We start from the raw sequence: 21,979 nt of genomic DNA, 5'->3' as shown, positions 1-21,979 counted from the left end.
ATCTCCCGCTTCGCATCTTTTCCACCCGATCGACCAACCGTCACGGGAAACCCGCAAGCGGAGCGGCATTTTCCATTAATATTCGAAAGCAGACATCCTTCACACGCGTGGTGTCTACACAAATCATGTCCGAAACCAGTCGAGAAAATATCCCTCCCTCAATAGGCGCGCCGGTCACCGGCACCGCCCCGGAACCCCTGACCCCATGAACCATGATCATGTGGCTGAAATGGAACTCACCACCCTGGCGTGTTCGGACTACTCTCCGAGCACACACCGCCCATCACGGCCGACCCGGCCCGGCCCACCCGGACGCCACTCCTGACCGCTTCGATCCGCGAGAAATAAACAATTAACGATCGCATCATTGACACATGCCTCCCAAATAACGGCTAAGTGGTGAACGGCGAAAACCATTCGCCGTCGACCTGAAAAGCGTGTGGTCGACCCGTGCATCACATGGGAGACACGCAATTGACTGTCACCGGCATATCCAGACCGGCTGCCAGACGGACAAGATCCCCCTGGACGGGGCTGACCGCCCTGGCCGGCGCCTCAGCCATCGCGTTACTGGGACTCACCGCTCCGGCGGCGACCGCGACGGCTTCCGCGAGTGCCGACCCGACCACGAAACCGTCCGTGGAGGCCTCCTGCGCCGATCCCGGGCCCGGCCACGTCCGCTGCTTCGCGCTGCGCCGCACCGACGTGAGTGCCGGCAAGGGCATCCAGCCCGCCGCCGCCACCCCGGACGGGTGGGGCGCCACCGCGCTCCGGAGCGCCTACAACCTGCCGGCCGACGGCGGGGCGGGGCAGACCATCGCGATCGTCGACGCCTACGACGACCCGACGGCCGAGGAAGACCTCGCGGTCTACCGTGCGCAGTACGGACTGCCGGCCTGCACCACGGACAACGGCTGCTTCAAGAAGGTCGACCAGCGCGGTGGCACCGACTACCCGGCGGCCAACAGCGGCTGGGCCGGTGAGATCTCCCTCGACCTGGACATGGTCTCGGCCGCCGCACCGTACGCGAAGATCGTCCTGGTCGAGGCCGACTCCGCCGGCTTCGAGGACATGGGCGCCTCGGTCGACCAGGCGGTCGCGCAGGGTGCCAAGTACGTCTCGAACTCCTACGGCACGGGCTACTCCAGCGTCCCGGGCAGTGGTGAGGACCCGGCGGAGACCACCGAGTTCGACGCCCACTACAACCACCCGGGCGTCGCCGTGGTCGCCTCCTCGGGCGACAGCGCGTACGGCGTCTCCTACCCCGCCGCCTCCCCGTACGTGACCTCCGTGGGCGGCACGGCCCTGGAGCAGGACTCCTCCACCGCCCGCGGCTGGTCCGAATCGGTCTGGTTCAACAGCTACGGCGGACCGGGCTCCGGCTGCTCGCTCTACGAGGCCCGACCGGCCTGGCAGGAGGGCGTCAGCACGGACTGCGACAAGCGCGCGGTCTCCGATGTCGCCGCGGTCGCCGACCCGTTGACCGGTGTCGCGGTCTACCAGACCTACGGCGGGGACGGCTGGGCCGTCTACGGCGGCACCAGCGCCTCCTCGCCCATCATCGCCGGCGTGTACGCGGCCGCCGGCACCCCGCCCGCGGGCTCCTACCCGGCCGCCTACCCCTACGCGGCCGGCGGCAGCGGTCTGAACGACGTCGTGGACGGCACCAACGGTTCCTGCACCCCGGCCAAGCTGTGCAGTGCGGGTACGGGCTGGGACGGTCCGACCGGTCTCGGCACGCCCAACGGCGTGCAGGCGTTCCGCAGCGGACCGCACGGCGTACTGAGCGGGAGCGTCACCGACACCACCACCGGCGAAGGCGTCGCGGGCGCGGAGATCACCGCGGGCGACTCCCGGGCCACGTCCGGTGCGGACGGCTCCTATGCGCTGACTCTTCCGCCCGGCAGCTACGACCTAGAGGTCGCCGCCTACGGCTACACCACGGCCACCTTCCCCGGCGTCGACATCACCGACGGCTCCACGGTGACCAGGAACCTCGCGCTCACCCCGGTCCCGACCCGGACCGTGTCCGGCAAGGTCACCGACGGCTCCGGCCACGGCTGGCCGCTCTACGCGGCCATCAGCGTCGAGGGGGTGCCCGGCGCGCCCGTCGAGACCGACCCGGCCACCGGCACCTATGCGGTCGACCTCCCGGCCGGCACGTCGTACACCCTGAAGGTCACCAGCAACTACCCGGGCTACCGGAGCGTCTCCAAGGACGTCACCGTGGGCGATTCGGCGGTCTCCGCCAATGTGGCCCTGCCGGTGGATGCCTGGGCGGGCACCGCGCCCGGGTACACCGCGACGGACGAGGGCGTCACCGAGCCCTTCGACTCGACCACGTCGGCACCCGAGGGCTGGACCGTCGACAACGCCGAGGGCACCACCGGCGGATGGGAGTTCGACGACCCCGGCGAGCGGACGAACACCACCGGCGGCACGGGCGCCTTCGCCATCGTGGACAGCGACAAGGCGGGCAGCGGGAAGGTCCAGGACTCCACACTGACCAGCCCGTCCTACGACTTCTCGGACACGGAGCTGCCCGAGCTGAGCTACCGGACCAGCTACAAGCCGTACTCCGGCCAGAAGGCCGACGTCGAGGTGAGCTCGGACGGTGGCGCCACCTGGACCAAGGTCTCCTCGCACACCACCGCCGTCACCGGCTCCAAGGTCACCGTCGCGCTCACCGGCCAAGCGGGCGAGTCCGATGTCCGGGTGCGGTTCCACTTCACCGGCAAGTTCAGCTGGTGGTGGCAGCTCGATGACGTGTTCATCGGTTCCCGCGGCCTGTCGGCCGTCCCCGGCGGCCTTGTCGTCGGTCAGGTCACCGATGCCAACACCGGTGCCGGCATCGCTGGTGGGACGCTCACCGGCACCGGCGACGGCGCCGTGAGCACGACCTCGGCCGCCACCCCGGACGACACGGCGCTCGGCGACGGCTTCTTCTGGGCCTTCGCGCCGGTCGGCAAGCAGACGGTGACGGCCGCGAAGGCCAAGTACACCAGCGCCTCCAAGGCCGTGACCTTCGCCGCCGACTCGACCGTGACCAAGAACTTCTCCCTCAAGGCGGGGCGTCTGAAGGTCACCCCCGCCGCGGTCACCGCCCCGCTCGCCTGGGGCGGTGCGGCCACCAGAACCGTCACGATCAAGAACACCGGTGGCGCCGACGCCACCGTCAAGCTGGACGAGAAGAGCGGCGCCTCCACACCGGCCGCTTCGGGCGCCCCGCTGATCAGTGAGAAGGGGTCCTACTCGCCCCTGTCGTCGAAGAGCCGAAAGGCCGGCAGAACCGCCGTTGCCACGGCCCCTGCGGCCGAAGGCGGTGACGCCTGGCAGACGGTGGCCGATCTGCCCGAGGCCATCATGGACAACGCGGTCGCCGTGAACGACGGCACGATCTACTCGGCGTTCGGCTACGACGGTACGGACGACACCCGGTCGCTGTACTCCTACGACGCGGCGGACGGCTGGACGAGGCTGGCCGACGCGGCCGACACCCGGGAGGCACCGGCCCGCGGCTTCATCGACGGGAAGTTGTACGTCGCCGGCGGCTGGGGCGCCGACGGGGATCCGGACGCCAAGCTGGAGATCTACGACCCCGCCTCCAACACCTGGACGACCGGTGCCTCCTCGCCGGCCCCGCTGGCGGGCGCGGGCTCCGCGGTCCTGAACGGCAGGCTGTACTCCGTCGGCGGCTGCACCACCACGTGCGGCTCCACCGCGGTGACGGTGTACAACCCGTCGGACGACTCGTGGTCCACCGCTGCGAACTACCCGGAGAACGTCGCCTGGGAATCCTGCGGCACCATCAGCGGGCTGCTGTACTGCGCCGGCGGTACCAACAGTGCCGGTGAGCTGAAGTCCGCGTACGCCTACGACCCCGCCGCCGACTCCTGGTCGGCTCTGCCGGACATGCCGAAGACCGTGTGGGCCTCGTCCTACACGTCGGCCAACGGGCTGCTGCTGGTCTCCTCCGGTGTCAGCGGCGGCGCCCTCACCAATGCGGGGTACGCCTACGACCCCGCCGCCGGGACCTGGTCCTCCCTGCCCAACGCCGACGTGGCGACCTACCGCGGCGGCGGTGCTCCCGGCTTCTACAAGGTCGGTGGGGCCGACGCTCCCAGTTCCCCGTCCACGGCAGTGGAACTGCTGGCCGGCTACGACCAGGCCGGCGGCTCGGACGTCAGCTGGCTGTCTCTGGACCTCCCGGAGTTCAAACTCCACCCGGGGGACAGCGTCTCGGTCGCGGTGGCGTTGAACGCCTCGGTCGAGGAGATCACCCAGCCCGGTGAGTTCACGGCCCGGATCGGCATCGCGACCAGTACCCCCTACGCCGTGGCACCGGTCCCCGTCACCATGACGGTGGCCCCGCCGAACACGTGGGGCAAGATCACCGGAACGGTGCTCGGCAGGTCGGCCACCGGCGCCACGGCACCCCTCAAGGGGGCGACCGTACAGATCGACTCATGGGCGTCCTCGTACACCCTGATCACGGACAAGGACGGCCACTACGCGCTCTGGCTGGACGCCCGCAACAACCCCCTCACCGTGATCGCCGCCAAGGACGGCTACGCCCCGACAGTGGCCACCGTCAAGGTCGTCAAGAAGGGAACCGTGACCACTGACTTCACTCTGAAGAAGGCATAGGGACCGCGGCGGGCCCGCCCCCGGGCCGGGCCCGCCACGCACCGGGCCGCCGGAAGCGGCAGCCGTCCGGTCAGGACGCCGCGGGGGTCTGCCGGACACTCCCCAGCACCGGGTAGTCGGTGTAGCCGCGGTGGTCGCCCCCGTAGAAGGTGGCGCGGTCCGGGGTGTTGAAGGGACCGCCCGCCCGCAGCCGCTCCGGCAGGTCGGGGTTGGCCAGGAACAGCGCGCCGTAGGAGACGAGATCGGCCACGCCCTCCTCGACCAGGGCGAGTTCCCCCGGGCCGGTCGGGCCGTCGCTCGCCGGGTTGAGGACGAGCGTCCCGCCGAACTCCTTGCGCAGGGTCTCGGTGAGCGCCCGGTCCCCGGGCTTCGCCTCGACGAGGTGCAGATAGGCGAGCCCGAGCGGTTCGAGCGCCCGCACCAGTGCCGGGTAGGCGGCCTCGGGGGCGGGCTCGTCGATGTCGTTGTACGGGTTGCCGGGCGAGAGGCGGATCGCGGTGCGGGAGGCGCCGATCTCGTCGGCGACGGCCCGCACGGCCTCCAGGGCGAAGCGGATCCGGGCCTCCGGCGATCCGCCCCAGTGGTCGGTGCGGCGGTTGGAGCCCGGCGCCAGGAACTGGTGGATGAGATAGCCGTTGGCGCCGTGGAGCTCCACCCCGTCGAACCCGGCGTCGATCGCGCCCCGGGCGGCGGAGGCGAAGTCGGCGACGGTGGCGCGGACCTCCGCGTCGGTCAGGGCGTGCGGGGTCACGAAGTCCTTGGGCCCCTCCGGGGTGAAGACCTGTCCGGTGGCGGCGACGGCGGAGGGGCCGACCGGGACGAGGCCGTCGGGCAGCAGGTCCGGGTGGCCGATGCGGCCGGCGTGCATGATCTGGGCGAAGATCCGGCCGCCCTTCGCGTGCACGGCGTCGGTGACGGCGCGCCAGCCGGTGATCTGCCCGGCGCTGTGCAGTCCCGGGGTGGACGGGTAGCCCTGGCCGACCGCGGAGGGCTGGACGCCCTCGGTGATGAGGAGCCCGGCCGAGGCGCGCTGGGCGTAGTACTCCGCCATCAGGGCCGTGGGTGTCCCGCCCTCCCCCGCCCGGTTGCGAGTCATCGGCGCGAGGGCGATGCGGTTGGCCAGCGGGGTGCCGGACAGGTCGAGCGCGTCGAACGCGGTGGTCATGGAAAGCCCCCAGGAGGAAACGGACACGGCAGGAAACGGACACGGCAGGAAACAGGTACGGCGGAACAACCGATATGTGGTCGGCCAACAAAAAGTATGTGGTCGACCAACGATCTGCGGCGTGTGCCACTGTAGCGTATTGATTGGCCGGCCAAGGTAAAGTTGGCGGACCGCCCGGGACCCGGGAGCGCCGGCCGTCCGGGGCCCGGCCCGCAGCCCGTCCGCACCCCCGCCCGAGGAGCCCGCGATGACCTCCGATCCCGCCTGTACCCATCTGCCCGGCGCCGCCCGGGGCGGCCCGGTCAGCCATGCCGTGTCACGGGTCGCGCGGCTGCACCGGATCGCGGCGGGCAAGCTGCTCAAGGCCACGGGCCTCTACCCCGGCCAGGAGTACCTGATGATGTGCCTCTGGGACACCGGAGCGGTCCGGCAGTCCGAGGTGATCAAGGCGGTCGACCTGGACCCGTCCACGGTCACCAAGATGCTCCAGCGCCTCGAACAGGCCGGGCACGTCCGCCGCAGCCCCGACCCGGCCGACCGCAGGGCCGTGCTGGTCGAGGCCACGGACAGCAGTTGCGCGCTCCTGACCGACGTGGAGCGGGCCTGGACGAATCTGGAGGAGCACACCCTGGCGGGCCTGGACGCCGACGAGCGCACGGAGCTGGCGCGGCTGCTCGCCAAGGTGGAGGAGAACCTCTGCCGCGAGACGGCGGACTGCCCCGAGACGCCCTGACCTCCCGTCGCGGAGCGGGTCAGCGGCCGGCCAGCACCCCCAGCGCCAGGTCCACGTCGGCCACGGTGTTGTAGAGGTGGAAGGCCGCGCGCAGATGGCCCGCCCGGTCGGAGACCATCACCCCGGCGCGTTCCAGCTCCGCCGCCCGGTCGCCGAGTCCGGGCACCGCGACGACGGCGGTCTCCCCCGGCACCGGCTTGTGCCCCAGCCCCGCCAGCCCGTTGCGGAACCGGGCCGCCAGCGTGGTGGCGTGCGCGTGGACCGCCTCGGGACCGATCTCGTTCAGCAGGTCCAGCGACTGCGCGGCGCCGTGGTAGGGCAGGAAGGCGGGCGGCTCGTCGTAGCGGCGCGCGTCCGGGGCGAGCGTGGCGACCGGTGCGTACAGGCTGTTCCACGCGTCGGCGCCGGCGACCCAGCCCGCGAAGACGGGCGGCAGTGAGTCCTGCGCCTCGCGGGTGACGGTCAGGAAGGACGTGCCGCGCGGGCAGAGCAGGAACTTGAACCCGGCGGTGACGGTGTAGTCGTACGCGCCCGCGTCGAGCGGGAGCCAGCCGGCGGACTGGGTGGCGTCCAGCAGCGTACGGGCCCCGTGGGCCGCGGCCGCGGCCCGGACGGCGTCGAGATCGGCGAGCCGTCCGTCGGCGGACTGCACCGAGGAGAAGGCGACCAGCGCGGTCTCCGGCCGCACCTCCCCGGCCAGCTCCTCCAGCGGAACGGTCCGCAGGGCGAGGTCGCCGCGGACCGCGAACGGGCTGGTGACCGAGGAGAACTCCCCTTCCGGAACGAGGACTTCGGCTCCGGCCGGCAGCGAGCAGGCGATCAGCCCGACATGGACGGCGACCGAACTGCCGACCGCCACCCGGCCCGCGTCGACCCCGGCGATCCGCGCGAACCCCTCCCTGGCCCGGTCCACCGCCTCGAAGTCGCCCGCACCGGCCCTGCGGCCGGAGGCGTTCTCCTCGGCGAGCGCCTTCACGGCGTCGACGGTGCGGCGGGGCAGCAGCCCGCAGGAGGAGGTGTTGAGGTAGGCGGTCTCCGGCGCGAACTCGGCGGCGACCGCACGGCTGAGCGAAGAGATCATCATGGGCCCAGCGTGAAGGCCGTCCCACCCGCAGTCAACGAGGCGGCCGGCTCCGGGGTCCGGCCGGGTCCGGTGCCGGGTCCTTCAGCCGCACGCAAAGGCCCGGCGCGGGGTGCGGCGCCGGGTGCTTTTTCTCGCGCGTGTGCGGAGGTGCTGCGCCGGGCCTCCTCCGTGCGGAGGACCCGGCGCCGCACCCCCGCCGCGTGCCTCAGGCGGAGGTGCCGGACGAGGGCACCTCGCAGGCGCCGTCCGCGTCGCAGGCCGCCGCGTCGCCGCCGATCGCGGTCAGCGGGCGGTCCTTCCACGCCTGCTCCAGCGCCTGGGCGAAGACCTCGGCGGGCTGGCCGCCGGAGATGCCGTAGCGGCGGTCGAGGACGAAGAACGGCACCGCGTTGGCGCCCAGCTCGGCGGCCTCCTGCTCGTCGGCCCGCACCTCGGCGGCGTACGCCTGCGGATCGGCGAGCACCGCGCGTGCCTCGGCCCCGTCGAGACCGGCCTCGACGGCGAGGTCGACGAGGACCTCGTCGTCGTAGACGGACCGCTCCTCGGCGAAGTTGGCGCGGTAGGCGAGGTTCAGCAGCGCGTCCTGGCGGCCCCGGGCCTTGGCCAGGTGGAGCAGCCGGTGGATGTCGAAGGTGCTGCCGTGGTCGCGCCCCTCGGTGAGGTAGCCGAGCCCCTCGGCCTGCGCGTTGGCCGCGACGTTCGCCTCCATGGAGCGGGCCTCCTCGACGGTGCGCCCGTACTTCGTCGCCAGCATCTCGATGACCTGGCCCGTGTCGCCCTTGGCGCGCCCGGGGTCGAGCTCGAAGGAGCGGTGGACCACCTCGACCTCGTCGCGGTGGGCGAAGCCCGCCAGGCCCTTCTCGAACCGGGCCTTGCCGATGTAGCACCAGGGGCAGGCGATGTCGCTCCAGATCTCGACGCGCATGACTCTTCTTCTCTCCAGGCTCTCGTGCGGCTGCTCGCGCGGCGGGGAGGGCCCGTCCGCTCCCCGTGAGAACGCGCGGCGGCGGCCGGTCATTCCCGGCCCGGGTCGGGCCGGGTCGGGCCCGAGTCGGGCCGGGTCGATACGGCCGCCCTACAGGTACGTACGGTTCATCGGCCGGGGCAGCGGCTCCAGCGCCCCCGCGTCGCGCAGCCGCTCGTAGGCGGCGACGACGGTGTCCGTGTCGCCGGGCGGGGCGATGTCGAGGAGCACGCCGGGACCGTTCAGTTCCTTGCGGGCGGTGCCGACGCCCTCGGGGGCGAGGGCGGCGCGGCCCGGGGAGAGGTAGCCGAGCCGGCCGACGCAGAGCTGGGAGAGCGTGTAGTCGTAGCCGGCCTCGTCCTCCAGGGCGTCGAGGACGTCGTCGTCGGTGACGTCGCCGATGTCCGGCTGCCAGACGTCGGCGAGCAGGGCGAGGAGCGCGGCCTCGGGGACCTCGGCGGTGTCCGGGGAGACAACGGTGATCAGGAGGGACTGGGTGACGTACTCCGACTCGCCGCCGCCGCGTCCCCGGACGGTGACCTCCCAGCCGGGCTCCCCGCTGCTCGACAGGTTCAGCCCGGCCCCGTCGGAGGTGTCCGGGGAGTCGTGGTCGGCCCGGAGCGCGGCGGTCAGCGCGGCCTCCTCGGCGGGGAGGGGCGCGGGGGCGCCGGACGCGCGCTGGAGGGTCCAGGTCCACGGCTGCCCGGCCGGGGCGGAACCGGCCGCCGGGAGCAGTCCGGTGAGCGCGTCGAGCGTGGCCGCCCAGCGGCCCGCGAGCGCCGCGGGCGACTCCTTCCGAGGTCCCCAGAAGCCCCGCACCACACGTCGCATGTCCTGCCTCCACCGTTCGTGAGCGTTGTGCGTTCCGCCGCCGCAGCGCGTACGGACCGGCGCGCGTCCAGGCTAGTGGACGCGCGCCGGGTGACCGGATTCCCTAGTCGAAGGCGCCGGCCTTGCGGGTGCTCTTCTCCGGGTTCTGCTTGGTGTAGACGACCTTGATCGGCAGCCCTTCCTCACGGAAGGCCTTGCGGGCGGCCTTGGCCACGTCCGGGTCGGAGAAGTGCCATTCGACCGCGCGCCCGCCGGACGCGGCGACCTGCTCGGTGGCCTCCTTGACGAACTTCTCCTTGCCGGACTTGGTGAGCGTCGACTTGTCGCCCTTGGTCAGGTAGCTCTTGTAGCCGTTCTTCGCCTCCAGGAAGGTCTGCCTGCTGGAGTCCCACCCGTCGTACTCGACCGGGGGCTTCCCCTCCTTGGGGTTGGCGACGATGTACTCCTTGCCGCGCTTGGTGTTGGTGATCTGCTCCTGGTAGCGCAGCCAGGACTCGTTCTTCCAGTTGGGCTTGGGGTTGCGGTCGCGGCTGCCCCAGTAGCCGTCACCGGCGTCGGCGGAGCCGAGCTCCGGGTCGTTCAGGTTCTCGGCCCACTTCGGGTCGTTGTAGTTGCGCGGGTCGGAGCTGTCGTTGCGCTTGGCCTCGGGCCACGGCTTCTTGTTGTTGAGGGCCTTCTCCGCGCGGTCCTTCTCCTCGGCGCGCTTCTTGGCGGTCCAGGCGTCGCGCTCCGCCTTGCGGGCCTCCTCGGCCTTGGCCTTGGCGGCCTCGTCGCAGCCGTCGTCGGCGAGGATCACATGGTCCGGCGGACCGGCGGCGAGCACCCCCGTACCGGATCCGGCGACCCCCGTCCCGCCGTAACGGGTCCGTGGCCCGAGGGATCCGGAGGCGATGGAGCAGCCGGTCTTGCGGGCCGCGTCCTCGGCCTCGTCGGCGGCGTCGTCGGCCTCCTTGGCGGCCTTGCGCGCTCCGTCGACGTCTCCGGCCTCGGCGGCCTTGCGGGCCCGCTTCGACGCCTTGCCCGCGTCGTCGGCGGCCTCCGCGACCTCGGAGGCGATCTTCCCGATCTTGCCGAGCCTGCTGGTCTTGCCGATGACCTTGGCGACGTCGTAGCCGGGGATGAAGAGCGAGCCGACGTTCCAGACGACGTCCGTCACGGCGCGGGTCTTCTCGCCGTTGTTCCACCGCTCGCGCACGTCGTCGCCGACGAACATGTCGTCGCCGACCTTCACGACGGTGTTGAACGACGCCTTGCCCCAGTCACCGAGCGCGCCCAGGTAGTTGCCGTCCTTCCACTTGTCGACGGCGCCCTTGGAGTCGTCCATCCAGTCGCTGCCGAGCTGCTTGCCGTAGTCGGCGATGCCCGACCAGGTGGACGGCTTGAACAGGTCGATGACCCCGGTGACGTCGCCCCAGACGCCGTCGACGAAGAGGCCCTTGCCGACCTGCGCGGTACGGTCCCAGGCGCAGCCGAAGAAGCCCCAGCCGCTGCAGTCCTCCTTGTCGCCGCCGTCGGACCCGCCGTCGTCGCCCGAGTCGTCCTCGCCGGAGACGTTGATGTCGTCGTAGGCGGCCTCGGGCTCGTCCGAGTCCTCGGGATAGGTGTCGGTGCCGGGCCCGTCGGGACCGCCGGTGCCGCCACTGTCCGTACCGGCGGTGTCCGTACCGGCCGTGTCCGTACCGCCGTTCGCGCCGCCGGCGGTGTCGGCGCCGCCGTTGGCGCCGTTCGCCCCTCCGTCGGCACCGTTCGCGCCTCCGTCGGCACCGCCCGCGGAGTCCGTACCGGCCGGGCCGCCGCTGGTGCCGCCGGCGCCACCGCCCGTATCGGTTCCTCCGGCACCACCGCTCGCACCGGCACTACCGCTCGCGGAGCCGCCCGCGCCGCCGTTCGCGCCCGCGCCGCCGTTCGCGCCCGCGCCACCGTTGCCATTGGAGCCGTTGGAGCCGTTGCCGCCGTTGGAGCCATTGGAGCCGTTGCCGCCGCTTCCGTCGGCACCGCCGCCGTCCGCGCCGCCGACGACGGTGGCGCCGTCACCGGGCCCGGCCGAGTCGGCGCCGCCCGCGCTGTCGCCCGCGTTGACGGTCTCGCTGCCGCCGCCCTTGGCCGGGCAGGACGTACCGGTGACGGAGCAGACGGCTTCCTGGAAGCGGTCGGCCATGGGCCCGCCCACGCCGCTGAGCAGCAGCGCGACGACGATGGCGGCGACGAGCATGACGAGCCCGACGTACTCCAGGGCGGACTGCCCCCGGTCGCGACGCCAGGTGATCATGTGCGGGAGGGAGAACTCCGGCTTGTCCTCGCGCTGGCCGGCCGGCAGCCGGAACCACTCGCGGCTCTGGGGCCGGGTGAGGAAGATCAGGACCAGCACCGGCAGGAAGATCTGCGTGAGCCCGCGCATGGACCCGTCGGCGGCGTTGGATATGCCGCCGATGATCAGCCAGATCTGTACGGCGAGGAGCCCGGCCCACACGCCCCTGCCGCCGGTCCACACCCGCCGCGAGAGCAGCCATCCGGCGACGCCTGGCAGGGCCCCGTACACCAGCAGCCCGATGACCACGCCGTCCAGCGCGTCGGCCGCGAGCGCCGAGCCGAACAGCCCGGCGGCACCGAGCAGCGTCGCCCCGAACAGGACGTGCACCAGCATCCGGACCGCGCCCATCGAGCGCGGCAACTCCCGGCGTCCCGCGCCGGGGGTCGGTCCGAACCCTCCGTACGCGGCTATTCCACCAGTCGCAGACATGACCAGCTCCCCCACCAGCGCTGCCCGCAGGCAGAAATCACGACGTCCCAGCTTACGCAGCCCGGGGTTCCGGAGTCATGGGTCCCAGGACCCAACTCACCCCACAACGGGCCCTTTCCGAGGCCCAACGGCCCACCCGGCGGAGGGTCAGTCCACCGAACCGGAAGCCGCGGGCACCGCGAGACAGAGTGTCAGATGATCCCCCGCGCGCGGGAGCCCCGGATCCTCCACCCAGCCGCGCGCCGCATAGAACGCCTGGGCCCGCAGATTGTGCACGAACACCTCAAGCCGCACCTCCGCCACCCCCTCCCGCTGCCAAGCCGCCACGCACACCTCGTGCAGCGCGGACCCGATCCCCTCCCGCCACCGCTCCGGCGCCACATGAAGCTGCGTCAGATGCATCACCCCGTCCCGCACGGAGTACGCCCCCACCCCCGAGACCTCCCCGCCCTCCTCCTCCACGACCAGCACCGTCGCCCCGACCCGCTCAATGGCCCCGGCCCACCCCTCCCGACTCCGCCCGACCTCCGCCGGCCCGGCGTACTCGTCCTCCGGCAGATGCCCCTCGTAGTAGGTGGCCCGCGCCTTCGTGTGCAGCCGGACTATGGCGTCGAGATCGTCGAGCGTCGCGTTTCTGATCATGCGGATGGAGACGCGCGGGACGGCGGTGCGGTTGCCGACCCCGCCCACCCGGGGCCCACCTCAGCCGGGAAACAACTCCCCCACCCACGCGTCCCCGGCCGGCGGCACGAAGAAGTACCCACCACCGAAGGTCAGCATGTACTTCGCCATCGCCTCCCCCTCCAGCCGCTTCTGCACCGCCTCGAACCCCCGCACCAGGTCCCGCTGGAAGCAGGTGAAGATCAGCCCCTTGTCCCCGTCGCCACGGTCGTAGTTGTACCCGCGGCGCACCATCTCCGGCGGGTTACGCCGATCCGGCGCCGCAAGCCGCACATGCGAGTCCAGCGGCGTGACCCTCCCCTTGGGGTCAGCAGCAAAGCCGGGCTCCTCCCCCTTCGGCGCACCGTCGAGCCAACGCCCGTCCCTGCGCCGCCCGATGATGCGCTCCTGCTCCCCGACGCTGTCCTTGTCCCACAACTCGGTAGCAAGCCGCACGATCCGCACCACCTGGTAGCTACCGCCAACGGCCCACGCGGGCTCCCCTTGCCCCTCCCGGACCAGAGCCCGGTCGACCACACCCCGCGCATCCCCCGGATTCCCGAACCCTTCGGTGAAGTGAAACGGATTCCGCGCCAACGCCCGCCCCGCCTCGACCCGGTTCTCCTCCCGAAACCCCTCAATCCGCCACCGCACCCGCCACCCGTCGAGCCCACCCAGAACCCGCTCAACAGCCGCCCGAACCTGCCCGGCATCCGTCCCCACACACTGCAGAAGCAGATCCCCGTGCACGTAGGCCGGGTCAAGAACATCACCGGCAAACGCAGGCATGACGGCCAGCTGCCGCACCGCTTTCCCACCCCGCCGAACAAGCGACTCCCCGAGCCCGGCCCAAGCCCCCACCCGTTCGGACCGCACGGCCTCGACGCGTTGCACAACCCGCCGCATGGCCTTCCCCGAAACCCCCGCACCCCGCCCATGGGCATCAAGCCCCAAGAGAACCGCGTGCGCCCCGACCGCCGCTCCCCCCAGATGCGCCGGAAGACCAGCCTCCTCCGCACCTACCGCAAGCACCTGCCGCCCGGCCAACACCCCACCGCCGACCAGAACAACACCTGCGGCGGCACTCACTGCTGCCCTGCGCTTCACGCAGCCCTCCCTCACCTGGCCCCGGAACCAACGATCAACTCTCTCAACCAGCGTTGCCGATCCTGACCTTCTCGATCGGTTTCGAGGTCCCATCGGCCATCAGTACCCCGGTGTTGAGGATGAAACTGTTCTCTGCAGCCCTGCAGACCGCTTTCGACTTGCTGAGCCAATTCTTGACCCCACTGATCAGCTTTTCGCCGAGCTTCCAGAGGCGCTTGCCGAGCTCCGCCGCCTTCTTCCACTTCCACGGCACCGCGTACTTCTTGGCCAGCTTGCCGACGATTCCGCCGACCGCGCTGGAGATGACGCTCACTGCGGTGGCGCCGCAGGCACCGAGTGCGCCGGTCGTGAAGCAGCCCAGGGCATCGGTGATGCCCAGCTCATCGGCTGCGATCTTGGCAAGTTCCTTGACTGCCGCTCAGGGCTGTTGCAAGGTCGGGTGATCTTGCAACAGCCCTGCCCATCGGACGGGATGCGGCCATGGCGAACACCTGGGTCAAGGCACTGAGATAACCCGTCGAATTCCGTTCGGAACGCGCACATCGGTCCGCGCGGACCTGGCCCGGCACCACTCCCGCCCAGCCTGTGAATTCGATGCCCAAGCATCCTTCAGGTAATGCGTAATGAGCCACGATTTAATCACGGTAGGGAGATCCTGCGGATAGGGGACCCGATGGCATGTATCTGCGATCGACTCGATCTCCTTCGCCGCTTCGCCGCCTTCGACGACAGGCCCCCGTCCGACAATTTCGATTATGTCCTCGAATCCCGCCGAAAGGATTTCATCACACCAGGCTGCCGAATTCGACCGAACCCGCCCAGCGGGCGCACCCCGCTTGAACCGGGTGGCCGAATTTGTTGCCCGGAATCCGTCACGGCAGGCTGCGGCAAGCTGATGCGCCGCAGCCTCCCCCGCGCAATCCCGCACCACCTCCCCGAACCAGAACCGCCCAGCCGAGTCAGCGTTCGACCAGCCCCTGACCAGCGCCGTCAGCCCATCAGCGCCCTCGGTGGAGGCGCTTCTCACCGCCCGGCAGACACGGGCGACCCCGGAGATGTACGTGCCCGCATGCGTGAACCCCGGGGCGACCCCCAGGGCAGCGGCCTCCGTTTCTGCCACTCCGTGCCGCGCCGTTGACCGAATTTCAACGAACCCCTGAACAGTGCACCGCAACAGCGATCGCATGATGTCGGAACGTTCCATACACTGACCTTTCATTGGGCTACGGTCAGCCCGCTGGAGAGCGCAACCGTCCACTATCTGAGCCTGTACAGGAAGATGGGAACGTCCCAACCGATCTTTCCCTTGAGATCTGCGACGGTTCCGTTGGCCTCCGGCTGCTTGCCGAGAATATTTCGCTGAACCCAGCTGAATTTCGGGTAGCTGCAGTTGTGGACCAGGACCGGCGTGCCGCCCGCCTGCACATAGTACGTGTGGAGCTCTGCGACGGTGAGGCTGTAGGTGCGTACGTGTTTCCGGTAGTGGCGGTTGCCGGTGACGACCAACGATCAACCATCTACATGGCCAACCTCCAGATTCTGCTGGGCGTACGAAACATCGAGGTTAGCGAGCCCAGCTCACACACCCGACTAAGCGAGATTCTCTTCTTATGACGTCGAGCGCCGCCCCGAGCCGGTCTACAGCTGCTTGAAATGCCTGCGTCGTTTCCGGCCCTAACGACGGAGACGAGGCGGCACCCACATCATCAACCGAAACACCGTCACTAACCTTTACGGAGAAGCATCGCCACGCTGATTCATAGAGACTCATGCATCGCTCAAGTTCGGCAGCGCAGTCCGACCACACCGCATCTGCCAGTTTTCCTTTGGTGCGTGCAAGAAGGTGGTTTACTTCCGCATATGCAGCGACAAAGTCTCCGGTCAGAGCTCGCCGATGAGCACCCGCATGGCGATGGGCTAGAACATCGATAAACACCTGATATGGATTCACATACGCGTCCACGCTCAGTCGACCCCCTTACTTTCCATACAACCAGGGCGGGATATAGCTGCGGAGCAAAGACGTTCCCGGCCCACCCGGGAGGAACTCATCGAGGCCGCCCGCTCTAAGAATATCGGCGCAGTGTGTAATGCAGCTATTACTCGCCTTATTCCATTCGCCGAACATGTAACTTGGCCTTGCGAACAACTCGTCGATGTGTGCCATAGCTCCCTCGGGATTCGGAAGCGTGAAATCGTGTGTGAATGCTCCTCCTCCAGGAGCTTTGACGATACGGGGAAGGTTGAGACTCTCGATGCCACCCCATGGCGGTTCCACGTAGTCAGGAAAAGCATCAGTCGTCACTGTCCGATCCCCAGACCTCACAGTAATTGATGCATGTTGATTTGCGGGGTCCCAATGGAACGTAGCGTTAGGACCACAGGCGTTGTGCACCAAGATCGGCGTCTTGCCCGCGAGCACATAGTACGTGTGGAAGTCGTCAACGGTGAGGTTGTAGACCGTTGTTGACTCGGCACGGTGTTGGGTGGCAGTGATCTGTACCCAGGTGCCGGCACTGGTCTGGAGCCATTGCCCGGGCTGGAGGTCTCCGGCATCCACCCACTGGTGAAAGTTGGGCACCCAGAAGGGATGGCCATCAGTGGCAGTGATATCGCCGGTAGTCGTGCCCTTGGATCCGTCGGTGTCAATGACAAGATCGACGAGCTGTTTCTCCCCTTGCCCCTCGATGAGGGCAGTGACGGTGCGAAGGCCAGTGGCGCCCGTCTCCGGGTCGGCAGCTTGTACCTTGTCACCGACCTTGATGTCCTGTATCGGCTTGAGGGTGCCATCAGCCATGAGAACCGGCGTGTCTTCGGTGAAGCTGTTCGGGGCCAGGCAACTGCCTGCCCTTGCCGCGCCCCTGGCCGCCACAACCATGCTCAGGTACTCGCCCATCTGGCCGAGCATGCAGCCCATCAGCGCGGCGTTGGCGACGTCGCCCCAGTTGACCTTGCGGCCTGACAGTCGCTGGAAGGCCCAGGTCAGGCCGCCGTCGATGGCGCCGTTGATGGCGCAGGCGGCGATGAGGGGGTTGTTGCCGGAGGGGTCGGTGTAGGTGGTGGGCGAGGAGAGGGCGTACTGGTAGAGGTTGGTGCCGCCGGCCTGGCCGATGGGGTCCTGGGAGATGAAGCGGCCGGTTTCGGGGTCGTAGTAGCGGTTGCGGTAGTAGAGGAGGCCGGTGTCGTCGCTCTCGCGGCCGGTGAAGGTGTAGGGGTTGGTGGAGTCCGCACCGGTGGTGGTGGTCGTGCCGTTGGGGTCGTACGTGTAGGTGGTGGCGACGGTGCCGTCGGTGTTGGCGAGGCCGATGATCGAGCCGAGGGCGTCGGTGAGGTAGATCTGGGTGGCGCCGTTCTCGGTGCGGGTGAGGTACTGGTCCAGGCCGGAGGTGGCCACGGTCGCCGCGGTGTCGCCGGAGGCGTTCTGCTCGACGAGCGGGTTGCTGCCGTCGGTGAGGAACTTGTTGGTGGTCCCGGCGATGGTCTTCGTGGAGCGGGTGCCCAGGGCGTCGTAGCCGAAGGTGCTGTTCTGGCCGGCCTTGGTGAGGCCGGAGAGCTGGCCCCTGGCGTTCCACGTGTAGTCGCGGACGCCGTCAGTGGTGAGCTGCCCGTCGGCGTCGTACGTGAAGGAGCGGCCGGCGAAGGTGGTGATGCGGTTGTCCTTGCCGAAGGCTGTATCCGCTTCGGCGGCCGGGAGTGCGACGTTGGCGAGGGAGCCGGTCAGGCCGGTCTGCAGGGCGCGGTCGTCGCGGGTGTAGACGAGGTCGCCGATGGTGGTGGCGCCCTTGGCGTAGGCGATCGACTTGACCGTGCCGGTCTTGTCGTAGCCGGTGGTACGGGTGATGCCGCCGGGCAGGGTGGCGGTCTTCTCCCGGCCCACCGCGTCCAGTCCGAACCCGACCGTCTGGGTTCCGGTGGTGACGGAGGTGAGGATGCTGGTCTTGTCGAAGCCGTACGTGGTGGTCTGCCCGGCCGCGGTCATCGTCTCGCGACGGTCGGCCGCGTCGTAGGTGTAGGCGACGGTGCCGTTGGGGCCGGTGACGGTCTTGGGCCGGTCGTAGGTGTCGTAGGTGAAGGTCTGGTTGCCGGCCTGGGAGTCGGTGATCTGCTGCGGCAGGTCGTGCGCGTCGTAGGCGTAGGTGACGGTGGATTCGGCCTGGCCGGCGATGTCGACGCCGTACGCGGTGGTCTTGGACCTGCCGAGGAGGTCGTACGTGGCGGTGGCCACCTTGCCGCCCCGGCTCGTGGCCTTCTTCAGGAAGCCGGCCGCGTCGTACTCGAACGTGGCCTGTGCGCCCAGGGCGTCGGTGGTCGACTTCGGACGGTCCGCGTTGTCGTAGGTCCAGCCGACCGTGTTGTTCCTGGCGTCGGTGAGGCTGGTGAGGTTGCCGTTCTCGTCGTAGTCGAAGCCGGTGGTCTGGCCGAGTGCGTCGGTCACGGTGCGGGGCTGGTTGAGCTTGTCGTAGGCGACGGTCGTGCGCGAGCCCACCGTGTCGGTGAGTACGGAGGCCCGGCCGACGGCGTCCGTGAACTGGGACGACACCCGGCCTTCCGCGTCCTTGACCGAGACCAGGTCTCCGTTGCGGTACGTGTATTCGCTCACCGCTCCGGCGTTGTCGGTCGCAGTCCTGACCTGGCCGTCGGATGCGTAGGTGAGCGTGGTGGTGCGGCCTTCGGAGTCAGTGACCGTGTGCAGGTTGCCTTCGCCGTCGTAGCCGAAGACGGTGTCGTTGCCGAACACATCGGTCGTCTTGGTGGGCTGGTCGTAAGGGCCGTCGTAGACCGCGGTGCCCGAGGGCCGGGCGTCCGCCGTGCCCGCGAGTTCGACCGACCGGGTCACGTACCCGTTGGCGTCGTACGTCAGCTCCGTGCGCCGGCCGTACGGGTCGACGACCGCGTCGATGCGGTGCTTCGGGCCGCGCACGATCTGCGTCGTCCGTGCCAGGGGCGAACCATAGGCGGCGGTGTCCCGGACCCCGTACCCATCGGTGTCGAACTCGACACGCCGCACCGCTCCGCCCGGCTCGGTCACCTCGGCGGAGGTGACCTGGCCGGTGCCGGTCTCGGTGTACGCGAAGGAGTACTCCGCGCCCTCGGTGAGAACCTGCTTCTTGACGCGCCCGTCCGCCTGGAACGTGTTGGTCATGTACGTGATGCCACGCGCGTCCTTGGCGGTCGCGATGCGGTTCGAGGTCCCGTCGTACGTGTACGAACTGGCCTTGCCGGCCGGGTCCGTGACCGTCTCCAGGCGTCCGGCCGTGTCGTACGTGTACGACGTGGAGCGGCCGATGTTGTCGGTCGCCTTCGTGATCCGGTGTTCGGCGTCGTAGGCCAGGGAGATCCAGCGCCCGCCGGGTGTGTCGATGCGTGTGATCTCTCCCTTCTTGCCGTCGCGGCGGGTGAGCGTGGTGGTGTTGCCGTGGCGGTCGCGGATCTCCTTCAGGGCCGCGTACTGGGGAAAGACCCAGACGGTGCCGTCACGGAACCTGAGCTGCCAGGTGGAGTCGATGTTGGTGATCTTCGAGCCCTGGAATCCCGTGGGAGTGTCGAGGGGTTCGAAAACCGCGTCGTTCCACCCCGTTCCGGCCGAGGTGCGCGTGAAGTGGATCTTCGCGCCGCCCGGCAGGTAGAGGTCGACCTCCTTGTACTGCTCCTCGGAGTGCAGGAAGGCGTTGTACGTGAGGTCTCGGCCGATTCCGAAGGCGCGCTTGCGGGTGTCGCCCTGCCAGTAGGTACGGGTGATCTCCGCAGAGCCCAGCGGGTCGGAGACGGCCAGATCGGTGCGGGAATCGGTAAGCATGCCGGTGCCGAGCTGGACCGGGTCGCCCGACAGCCAGTCGATCGCGTCCTTGAGCCACGAGATGTCCCACGGGACAAGGTCGGCGATGTTGAACATGGCGCCGTGGAAGGACCAGATCCGGGTCTTGGCGTCCGGCACGACCTGGCGCCCGTCCTTGGAAACCCGGCCCTTGCCGTAGACGTGCCAGCCCTTCTTCTCCGGGTCGTAGTCCATGAACTCGACCCTGGTTCCGGGGGCCTCGTGCGTGTAGTTCGGGTAAATGACCTGCGCGCCCTTGGGAAACACGTAGGTGCCGCCGGGCTGCACGGTGAAGTACACGGGGACGACGCTGTTCTTGGGCAGCGGGAAGGGCGGCCGGTCGATCGGGATCGCGGTGATGCCGAGTTCGGTGACGGGCTTGCCCTTGTCGTCACGGACGACCGAACCCTTGGGGATCCGCACCTCAAGGCCGGGGATTTCGGGGGTCTTCAGGACGACCTCGGTCTTGGCCGGGGCGTCGAAAGTGACCGTGTGCTTGGTGTCCAGCGGGGTCATCCACACCGGGAAGCCGAGATCGGTGCTCCTGCCCGCCTTGGGCTGGACATGAATGTCGAAACGGCCGTACTGGCGCTGGACCGTGTTCGCGCTCGAACCGTCGACCACCAGCGTCGTGGTGCTGTCGCTGATTCCGGCGAGCAGGAACCGGCCCTTGCCGTCCGTGCGCGTCGAACTGTCGCCGGCACTGACCGAGACCCGGGCCAAAGGCGCGCCGTCGAGCTTGAGAACGCGTCCGGTGAGTGCCGTTCGGCCGGGCGGTGCCCTCAACCGCTGAGGAGCCTTCGGGGCGGCTCCGCGTGTGGTGAGCCAGTCACGGCCTGCCAGTTGGGCTTTTCCGGGCTGCCAGGCGTCGGGTCCTTCGGGAAGCACGGACGGCTGCGCTGTCGAGGGCGCGGCCTTGGCGGTGGAGGTGAGCGCCGATGAAGTGGGGGCCAGCGTTCCTGTGGTCTTGATCCCCAGACTGATCGTGCCGGTCGCCAGCCCGTACGGATCGGCCGTCACGGTGTAGACGCCGCCGGCGGGAAGCTTCGGAAGGGCGGTGGTGAGGGTGGTGGCGCCTAGATAGCGCTCGTCCACCAGGAGCTTGCCGTCAGGCCCCCGGACCGACAGGTACCAGGCGAAGGGGGGTGTGTCGAGGGCAAGGGTGAGCAGTTGGTCCTTGGCGCCGGTGAATGTGAACCGCCCGTTCTGGCCGGCCTCCGTGATGGCTGCGGAGACTTTGGCACCGCCGACCGTCAACGCCCCTGCTATCAGGTCGGGGACGAGTGTGCCGCTGATGGTGACGGGAGCGGTGATGGCTTGGTCGGGGTTCACCAGTACCCGGTGGATGCCTGGGGCGAGGGCACCGCGCAGGTCCACTTCGCCGCTTCCGGCGGTGTACGTCGAGGCGTTGTCGTCAGCGACGCCGTCCGGTGTGATCAGGGCAATGGTGGCGCTGGTGGTCGTCCCACCGGTAAGGCGCATCGCTGCACCGTCTCCGGTGGCTGCGGTGTAGACGAACTCAAGGGGTTGCCCCGGACGTGCCGTCGTACCGTCGGTCGGGCCCGTGGCGGTCGGCTCGCCGACCAGGAGCGGCGTGGACAGCCAGAGCGTCAGGTCGCCGGTTGCTGCCTGGGACGGCTGGAGTACCAACGTGTAGACCGCTCCGGGGGTCAGACCCGTCATGTACTTGGTACCGGAGGCCTTGCCCAGGATGGATCCCAGCTGGGTCTGCGTACCTGACGGGCTGACTACGTAGACACCTGTGCTCTTGGCGACACTGTTCCCCGTGATCGCGAAGCCGAGCACGGCGGAGTCCGGTGCGGTGAATTCTGCTTGGACACGCTGCCCCGGACGAAGCAAGTGCGCGGTCGCGGAGGCACTGTCCAGCGCAGCCGTGACGTGTACGTCCGTGGACAGAGTCGCATTCAAAGACCCTGTGCCGGCCTGAAAGGGTTCGAATGCGACCTGATAGGTCCCCGTTTCGGGGAGATCGGCCAAGCCGACAGAGGCATCCGTGCCCGCGGAGACGAACTGTCGGTCGACCAGGGTCTTGCCGGATGGTGCGAACACGGATACGTAAAGGGTCTTCGTGAAGGTGTTCCCCGTCATGCCCACCGACAGGTCGTTGCCCGCCCCCGGCCGGCCCCCCCCCCCGGCCCGGGTCGCCCCCCCGGAAAAACCAACCACCGCACGAAGCCCCCCCCCGGGCAGCCACCACAGATAAAAGGCCGGC

At 69.5% G+C, this 21,979-nt stretch carries 12 protein-coding genes; 2 read left to right on the top strand and 10 right to left on the bottom strand.

All coding sequences use genetic code 11. From position 1 onward, the window contains the following. Positions 1 to 561 precede the first annotated feature (561 nt). The gene (locus ACZ4FH_RS34485; protein WP_467309820.1) at positions 562 to 4,647 is read left to right on the top strand and encodes a carboxypeptidase regulatory-like domain-containing protein; all 4,086 of its coding nucleotides are present in this window, start codon (positions 562 to 564) and stop codon (positions 4,645 to 4,647) included. A 70-nt stretch (positions 4,648 to 4,717) separates the two neighbouring features. Here the strand turns inward: ACZ4FH_RS34485 and ACZ4FH_RS34480 are convergent, their stop codons facing one another. Next, positions 4,718 to 5,812, bottom strand: a complete 1,095-nt coding sequence (locus ACZ4FH_RS34480) for an alkene reductase (protein ID WP_467309709.1) — start codon at positions 5,810 to 5,812, stop codon at positions 4,718 to 4,720. Positions 5,813 to 6,059: 247 nt separating this feature from the next. Here ACZ4FH_RS34480 and ACZ4FH_RS34475 point away from each other — a divergent pair, with 247 nt between their 5' ends. Then, entirely contained in the window at positions 6,060 to 6,545 is a 486-nt protein-coding gene (locus ACZ4FH_RS34475; RefSeq protein WP_467309707.1) for a MarR family winged helix-turn-helix transcriptional regulator, read from the top strand. 19 nt (positions 6,546 to 6,564) lie between these two features. Here ACZ4FH_RS34475 and ACZ4FH_RS34470 read toward each other — a convergent pair whose 3' ends face one another. From ACZ4FH_RS34470 to ACZ4FH_RS34430, 9 genes are all read right to left on the bottom strand, one after another. Beyond that, the gene (locus tag ACZ4FH_RS34470; protein WP_467309705.1) at positions 6,565 to 7,629 is read right to left on the bottom strand and encodes an aminotransferase class V-fold PLP-dependent enzyme; all 1,065 of its coding nucleotides are present in this window, start codon (positions 7,627 to 7,629) and stop codon (positions 6,565 to 6,567) included. A gap of 205 nt (positions 7,630 to 7,834) precedes the next feature. After that, complete coding sequence (locus ACZ4FH_RS34465; protein WP_467309703.1) at positions 7,835 to 8,554, bottom strand: DsbA family oxidoreductase; 720 nt, start codon at positions 8,552 to 8,554, stop codon at positions 7,835 to 7,837. Between the two features lie 150 nt (positions 8,555 to 8,704). After that, on the bottom strand, positions 8,705 to 9,424 hold the full coding sequence (locus ACZ4FH_RS34460; protein ID WP_467309701.1) for a hypothetical protein: 720 nt from the start codon (positions 9,422 to 9,424) through the stop codon (positions 8,705 to 8,707). Between the two features lie 103 nt (positions 9,425 to 9,527). Further along, complete coding sequence (locus ACZ4FH_RS34455; RefSeq protein WP_467309699.1) at positions 9,528 to 12,164, bottom strand: Tox-REase-5 domain-containing protein; 2,637 nt, start codon at positions 12,162 to 12,164, stop codon at positions 9,528 to 9,530. 147 nt (positions 12,165 to 12,311) lie between these two features. Then, positions 12,312 to 12,806 carry a GNAT family N-acetyltransferase gene (locus tag ACZ4FH_RS34450; RefSeq protein ID WP_467309818.1) on the bottom strand — a complete coding sequence of 165 codons (495 nt, stop codon included), beginning with the start codon at positions 12,804 to 12,806 and terminating at the stop codon, positions 12,312 to 12,314. Positions 12,807 to 12,866: 60 nt separating this feature from the next. Further along, a complete protein-coding gene (locus ACZ4FH_RS34445; RefSeq protein ID WP_467309816.1) occupies positions 12,867 to 13,730 on the bottom strand; it encodes a Dyp-type peroxidase in 864 nt (287 codons plus the stop codon). A gap of 244 nt (positions 13,731 to 13,974) precedes the next feature. After that, positions 13,975 to 14,244 carry a hypothetical protein gene (locus tag ACZ4FH_RS34440; RefSeq protein WP_467309697.1) on the bottom strand — a complete coding sequence of 90 codons (270 nt, stop codon included), beginning with the start codon at positions 14,242 to 14,244 and terminating at the stop codon, positions 13,975 to 13,977. Between the two features lie 944 nt (positions 14,245 to 15,188). Next, complete coding sequence (locus ACZ4FH_RS34435) at positions 15,189 to 15,437, bottom strand: hypothetical protein (RefSeq protein WP_467309696.1); 249 nt, start codon at positions 15,435 to 15,437, stop codon at positions 15,189 to 15,191. 472 nt (positions 15,438 to 15,909) lie between these two features. Continuing rightward, a complete protein-coding gene (locus ACZ4FH_RS34430) occupies positions 15,910 to 21,855 on the bottom strand; it encodes an RHS repeat-associated core domain-containing protein (protein ID WP_467309694.1) in 5,946 nt (1,981 codons plus the stop codon). Positions 21,856 to 21,979: the final 124 nt, after the last annotated feature.

The sequence above is a fragment of the Streptomyces sp. NPDC024555 genome, from assembly GCF_055559335.1.
Note: the sequence above shows the minus strand (reverse complement) of the source record. Positions and strands in the feature narration are given on the sequence as shown.

Coding starts and splice junctions, on each gene's coding strand:
- ACZ4FH_RS34455 (WP_467309699.1), bottom strand. CDS start 12,164: ATGTCTGCGACTGGTGGAATAGCCGCGTACGGAGGGTTCGGACCGACC.
- ACZ4FH_RS34430 (WP_467309694.1), bottom strand. CDS start 21,855: ATGACGGGGAACACCTTCACGAAGACCCTTTACGTATCCGTGTTCGCA.
- ACZ4FH_RS34445 (WP_467309816.1), bottom strand. CDS start 13,730: ATGCGGCGGGTTGTGCAACGCGTCGAGGCCGTGCGGTCCGAACGGGTG.
- ACZ4FH_RS34480 (WP_467309709.1), bottom strand. CDS start 5,812: ATGACCACCGCGTTCGACGCGCTCGACCTGTCCGGCACCCCGCTGGCC.
- ACZ4FH_RS34475 (WP_467309707.1), top strand. CDS start 6,060: ATGACCTCCGATCCCGCCTGTACCCATCTGCCCGGCGCCGCCCGGGGC.
- ACZ4FH_RS34460 (WP_467309701.1), bottom strand. CDS start 9,424: ATGCGACGTGTGGTGCGGGGCTTCTGGGGACCTCGGAAGGAGTCGCCC.
- ACZ4FH_RS34470 (WP_467309705.1), bottom strand. CDS start 7,629: ATGATGATCTCTTCGCTCAGCCGTGCGGTCGCCGCCGAGTTCGCGCCG.
- ACZ4FH_RS34450 (WP_467309818.1), bottom strand. CDS start 12,806: ATGATCAGAAACGCGACGCTCGACGATCTCGACGCCATAGTCCGGCTG.
- ACZ4FH_RS34465 (WP_467309703.1), bottom strand. CDS start 8,554: ATGCGCGTCGAGATCTGGAGCGACATCGCCTGCCCCTGGTGCTACATC.